Here is a 5,189-nt window from a genome sequence, read left to right as displayed (position 1 = left end):
CTCTAGCGAGGGTTTACTTTTAGGCATCGAGGGGGATTACTCGTTTAAATCTAGTGTTAAGGGCAAAACTATTAGCTATGGAGATAAATTTAAATGGGATGACGGACAACCTGCAATAGGTATAAAAATTGGATATGATTTTGACGTATTTAGAGTTTATGGCGCATATTCATATGATTTTGAAGCGTCTAAATCTCACGAGATTGATATGTTTTCTTGGAAAGATAGCTGGAAAAAGCATAATTTATTAGTAGGGGCGGATTTTACGCCTGAAATTACTAACAGTTTTAAGCTCATAGCGGGTGCTTATACGGGAGTTTCATTTATGAGGTATAAAAACGAAAGCTCTTATTCTTTACCTGGATATGCCTATTCCGATTCCTACAAGGCGAATTTAAACGGCTGGGTAATCGGCGCAAAGCTAGGTGGACTATATAGCTTTGATGAGCATAACGAGATTGAGTTCGGCTACAAAGCGGATTATACAAAATATGGAAAAACTAGCGATGAAAAGGATATGAAAGACGTCAGAGAGACCAACCATGGAATTTATCTGGGGTATAACTTTAAATTCTAAAAATTCTAACGTGCTAGCGCAGGATGGGGCGAACGAACTCCCGCTCCATCCGCTTTTAAATTACAAATAATTCTTAGTTTGGTCTAATTTCAAAGCCCCGATAAATTTTTGCGGAAGTACTATTTGCTGCTTTGCGCCTTTTGGGATTGATTAAATTTTAAAATTATTCTAAGCAGAGCGATATAATGTTAAAACATCTCATAATCGTACTTGGTATAAAATCTATCTATCCGAATTAGTTAAATTTCTTAATCGCCTTGCCGTAGCGATAAATTCTTGTGTTTTCTACATTATTGATGAGCTTGGGCTTATCGCGATCTTTTATATCGCTTTTTAAAATATCTAGGACTTTCTTGGAATTTAATCTAAATTTTATCTCCTTATAGTGTATGTCGCTATCGTTTCTGACTTCTATTTCGCCAACGCTGACATCGTGCTTAAAAATAACTTTTTGCGCATCCGTTTGATTTGTCATTCTAGCGCGAGAATTCTCTACATTTAAATTTTGAGCTAGAACATCAATGACATCTTGATAATAAAAAACGTAAATATTGCCACTGTCGTCGTTTGGAAAAACGCTTAAAAATTGCACTTCACCGCCGTTAAATATCGCTTTGCTTAAAAATGCTTTCAATCTATTTTTGTCTTTTAATTTCTCACAAAGCGCAACCATCGGAATTTTTAGCGCGTCTTTATATTTTTGCTTTTCGCATTCGTAATCTGCGCGATTTTGTGGGAAGATTTCAAGACAATCTAAAATAAGCTGCCCCATTCCATTCATCGCTAAAAATCCGTAATCGTCTTTAATTCTTTTAATAGAATATAAAAATATCTGCCACCAAGTACCGCTTTTTACGCTATGCCCATCGCCGTTAAAATCTATGACATCTTTTTTGGCTCGCCTATCGTGCTTATATTCGTCATCCAGTCCAATTAAATTTGCAAAGATTTTTTCTTTTTGATGCCCGCTCAATTTAACGCGCGAAGCGTGCTCACTACTCATTGCTCGTTTTGCCATTTTAATCCTTGATTATCAAAAGTTCGTGAGATTGTTTGATATTATTGTCGTCGCCGCGTTCTATACGGTTTTTACCGATACGCGTTTCGCCTTGCCCCATCGTATATTGCCATTTCGGCTCCAAAATTTTAAATTCTTTATAAGTATCTCTAACCCATCCGCAGTCATTGTAGCTTAGTATAAATTTACCCTTATGGGCTTTTAAGAGCTTGGCTAGAAGTTCATGATTAAAGCCGTTGTGGTGTATCGGGAAATTTCGTTGTGGATAAATTCCGCGGAACATTTTTGAATCGCCGCTTAAAAAATACGGCGGATCAAGGTAAAAAAAGTCGCTCGGGTATAGCTTAAAAGCCTTTTCGAAGCTAGCGCATTCAACGCTTAAATTTTCTAAATTTAGACTTGAAATCTTTTCGACGCCTTTTAAATATTTAGCTTCATCCTCATAAATTGAACTCATCCAGCCCAAAAATCCAGGTCCATAGCTTAGATTGAAATTAAAATAGTAATCTCGCGCCAACATTAAACTATCGAGCGCAACTTCTTTAGTCCAGTGCGATTTTAGCTCGTCTTTTATGGTCTTGTAAATTTGTTTCGTCGGCTTTAATTTTAAAAGCTCATTACAAAGCGAATTTTTATCTTTTATCGCAACTTGCCAAAAATTTACTAAAATATCAAAAATATCGTATGCTTTTACTTCTATTCCAAGCTCTACGGCGGCGGCTATTTCTACGCTTCCGCCGCCGATAAAAGGTGAAATAAGCCGTTTTAAGTTATCCGGAAAATATTCTATTATCAGACCGACCGCTAAAGATTTACCGCCGGGATAGCGTAGTGGCGATTTCGTATAGCGTTTATATTTTAGCTTTTCGCCTTTGAGTAAATTTAAAAACAACTCTTTTTTCGGGCTTAAGCTTAAAATTTCGCTATCATAAAATAGCTGAGTTTGATTTAAAATTTGATTTACCAACATTACTATTCAAACACCCTTTTAAAAATCCCATCCACATTTTTGGTGTAATATCCGTAGTCAAAGCACTCTTTGATCTCGCTTTCGCTTAGCTTTTCTCGTAGCTTTGTATCTGCTAGCAGATTTTGCAAAAATAGGCTATGCCCTTGCTCATCTATAGCTTTTTTGCCCTCTTGCAGATCCGCCCAGACCTTCATCGCATTACGCTGCACGATTTTATAAGCATCCTCTCTGCTAACTCCTCGTTTAGGCAGCTCTAGCAGTACGCGCTGCGAAAACACGAGCCCACCGGTTAAATTTAGATTTCTCATCATATTTTCGGGATATACGAGCAGTTTTTCGATCAAGCTCGTCAAGCGATTTAGCATAAAATCGGCGGTTATAAAGCCATCAGGGAGGATAAATCGCTCGACCGAGCTATGGCTGATGTCGCGTTCGTGCCATAGTGCTACGTCCTCCATCGCGGGTATTGCGAAGCTGCGGATCATACGGCATAGCCCCGTTACGTTTTCGCTAAGCACAGGATTTCGTTTGTGTGGCATCGCAGAGCTGCCCTTTTGTCCTGGGCTAAAAAATTCCTCTGCTTCATAAACCTCGGTACGTTGATAGTGGCGGATTGCGATAGCGATCTTTTCGCAGCTGGAAGCCAGGATCGCAAGTGCGCTCATTACCTGCGCGTAGCGATCGCGCTGGATGACTTGATTGGACGCGGGGGCGGGCTTTAGCCCCAGATATTCGCACACTAGCTCTTCCAGCTCTAGTGGAGCGTGGGCGAAATTCCCCATCGCACCGCTTATTTTGCCGTAGCTGATAACGCTTTTTGCGTGTTGCAAAAGCTCTAGCGCGCGATTTATCTCATCATACCAGACCGCAAGCACGAGTCCGAAAGTGATCGGCTCGCCGTGGATACCGTGGCTGCGCCCGACCATCAGCGTCATTTTATGCTTCATGGCTTGAGATTTTATCGCAGCTTTTAAATTTTGCACATCCTCAATGATGAGCTCCATGCTTTCTTTGATTTGTAGCGCGACGGCAGTGTCGATGCAATCGCTGCTAGTCATGCCGTAATGCACGAAGCGGCTCTCCTGCCCAAGGCTCTCACTCACGCTCGTTAGAAACGCGATGACGTCGTGCTTGGTGGTCTTTTCGATCTCATCTATCCGCTCGATCTTAAAGCTTGCGTTTTGTAGAATTTTGTCTTTATCGCAGTCGCTTATTAAACCTAGTTTATTCCACGCCTTAACCGCCGCGAGCTCGACTTTTAGCCACGCGTCGTATTTGGCTTGCAAGCTCCATTTTTCAGACATCTCTTTTCTTGCGTATCTTTCGACCATTTTAGTAGCCTTTCGGTTAGAATTTCTTGTATAATGATGGCAAAAATTATATAAAAATGGGGCTGAAAGTTTAATATGGGTTATGAGAAAAGAAGCTTGGGAAGCTTTGAGGGGCGCAAAATTTACGAAATTCTGCTTAGCCTCGGATACGATATGAAATCCGCGCAGCGCATCTGTGACAAGCATCGCGTAACCGATGCTGAGGATCAAAATTTACATAAAAACTCTGTCGCGCACGGAGAAATTTTTTTGATCGATTACAAATGCAAGCCGCGCGGACTGAAGCCGATCTTTGAGTGCGATGCGTTTGCGGCATTTGACAAACCAAGCGGAATTCTTAGCCATCCGAGCGGGCGCAACTCGCCTTATAATATGTATGACGAGATCTGGTCGCTATACGGGCAGGACGCGTGCGTGGCGCACAGGCTCGATCTCGAAACCAGCGGCGTTTTGATCGTCGCTAAAGATAAAGACGCGGCGCGCGAGCTCAAAGAGTGCTTCGAACAGCGTAGAGTGATGAAAAGCTATCTAGCGCTCGTACGAGGGGATTTGCAAAGTGCTGCTTGCAATGGCGAGATAGAGAATTGCTATGCGCTAGGTTCGTATGAAATTTGCGGATCAAAATTTGCGGACGATGCTATGAGTTTGCCAAGTAGTGTGTCGGATCTGCGCGATACACTAGCTCTAAAAGGAGTAGGCAATAAATTTGGATTTAATATCTTGTCTAATAGTGCGAGTAGGAGATTATGGTGCGATGCTCTATATGACGGCATGCAAGTTAAATTTGAATCCGGCGCTCCTGCTGGCGATGTTGACAGCGGATTTGAATTTGATGCTTTATCCTGCGGCGTGAGCGATAAGCTTAAACCCGCTATCGCGATGAGTAGCGCGGATAACGGACATAAACCTTGCGCCTTATCTGTGGCTAAATCTTTGTCAGCTACTTCTAAGGGCTGTGCAAATTTGAAAAAATTTGAGCCTGCAAAATACGCAACATTTAGCGAAAAACTGAAATTTTTAAAGGATTTTGAGGGGTTTGTGATTGATGCTCCGATCGCTCCTAGCGGCGAGTTCGCCGATCTTAAAATTCGTATGAAAATATCGCGCGACGGTAAAGAGGCGATCACGCTGATACGCCCGTTGCGATATTTTGAGGACATGGACGCTAGCCTGATTGAGTGCTATCCGTTGACGGGCAGGCAGCATCAGATCAGGCTGCATCTATTTGCCGCGGGCGCGCCGATATTGGGAGAGCCGCTGTATGGGCTTTCGCGAGAGCAAGCGGAGCGGATA

At 42.2% G+C, this 5,189-nt stretch carries 5 protein-coding genes; 2 read left to right on the top strand and 3 right to left on the bottom strand.

What is annotated here, in order from left to right; translation table 11 throughout:
* Window positions 1–577: hypothetical protein (locus Q0238_RS01080; RefSeq protein ID WP_297942020.1), on the top strand; the 577-nt coding region annotated here is incomplete at its 5' end.
* 235 nt (window positions 578–812) lie between these two features.
* Here the strand turns inward: Q0238_RS01080 and Q0238_RS01075 are convergent.
* The 3 genes from Q0238_RS01075 to purB are packed head-to-tail and all read right to left on the bottom strand — an operon-like array spanning window position 813 to window position 3,896.
* The gene (locus Q0238_RS01075) at window positions 813–1,595 is read right to left on the bottom strand and encodes a hypothetical protein (RefSeq protein ID WP_297942017.1); all 783 of its coding nucleotides are present in this window, start codon (window positions 1,593–1,595) and stop codon (window positions 813–815) included.
* 1 nt (window position 1,596) lies between these two features.
* The gene (locus Q0238_RS01070) at window positions 1,597–2,565 is read right to left on the bottom strand and encodes a DNA adenine methylase (RefSeq protein WP_297942015.1); all 969 of its coding nucleotides are present in this window, start codon (window positions 2,563–2,565) and stop codon (window positions 1,597–1,599) included.
* Between the two features lie 2 nt (window positions 2,566–2,567).
* A complete protein-coding gene (gene purB / locus Q0238_RS01065; RefSeq protein WP_297942013.1) occupies window positions 2,568–3,896 on the bottom strand; it encodes an adenylosuccinate lyase in 1,329 nt (442 codons plus the stop codon).
* Between the two features lie 75 nt (window positions 3,897–3,971).
* Between purB and Q0238_RS01060 the strand changes: the two genes are divergently transcribed.
* Window positions 3,972–5,189, top strand: a 1,218-nt coding sequence (locus tag Q0238_RS01060) for a pseudouridine synthase (protein WP_297942011.1), incomplete at its 3' end; no start/stop codon positions are given.

It is taken from the genome of uncultured Campylobacter sp. (assembly GCF_938045775.1).
Lineage (GTDB): Bacteria > Campylobacterota > Campylobacteria > Campylobacterales > Campylobacteraceae > Campylobacter_B.
This window is presented reverse-complemented; position numbering and strand designations above follow the sequence as displayed.

What these genes read in the sequence shown, in the direction of transcription:
- purB (WP_297942013.1), bottom strand. Translation starts at nt 3,896, where the DNA reads ATGGTCGAAAGATACGCAAGAAAAGAGATGTCTGAAAAATGGAGCTTG.
- Q0238_RS01075 (WP_297942017.1), bottom strand. Translation starts at nt 1,595, where the DNA reads ATGGCAAAACGAGCAATGAGTAGTGAGCACGCTTCGCGCGTTAAATTG.
- Q0238_RS01070 (WP_297942015.1), bottom strand. Translation starts at nt 2,565, where the DNA reads ATGTTGGTAAATCAAATTTTAAATCAAACTCAGCTATTTTATGATAGC.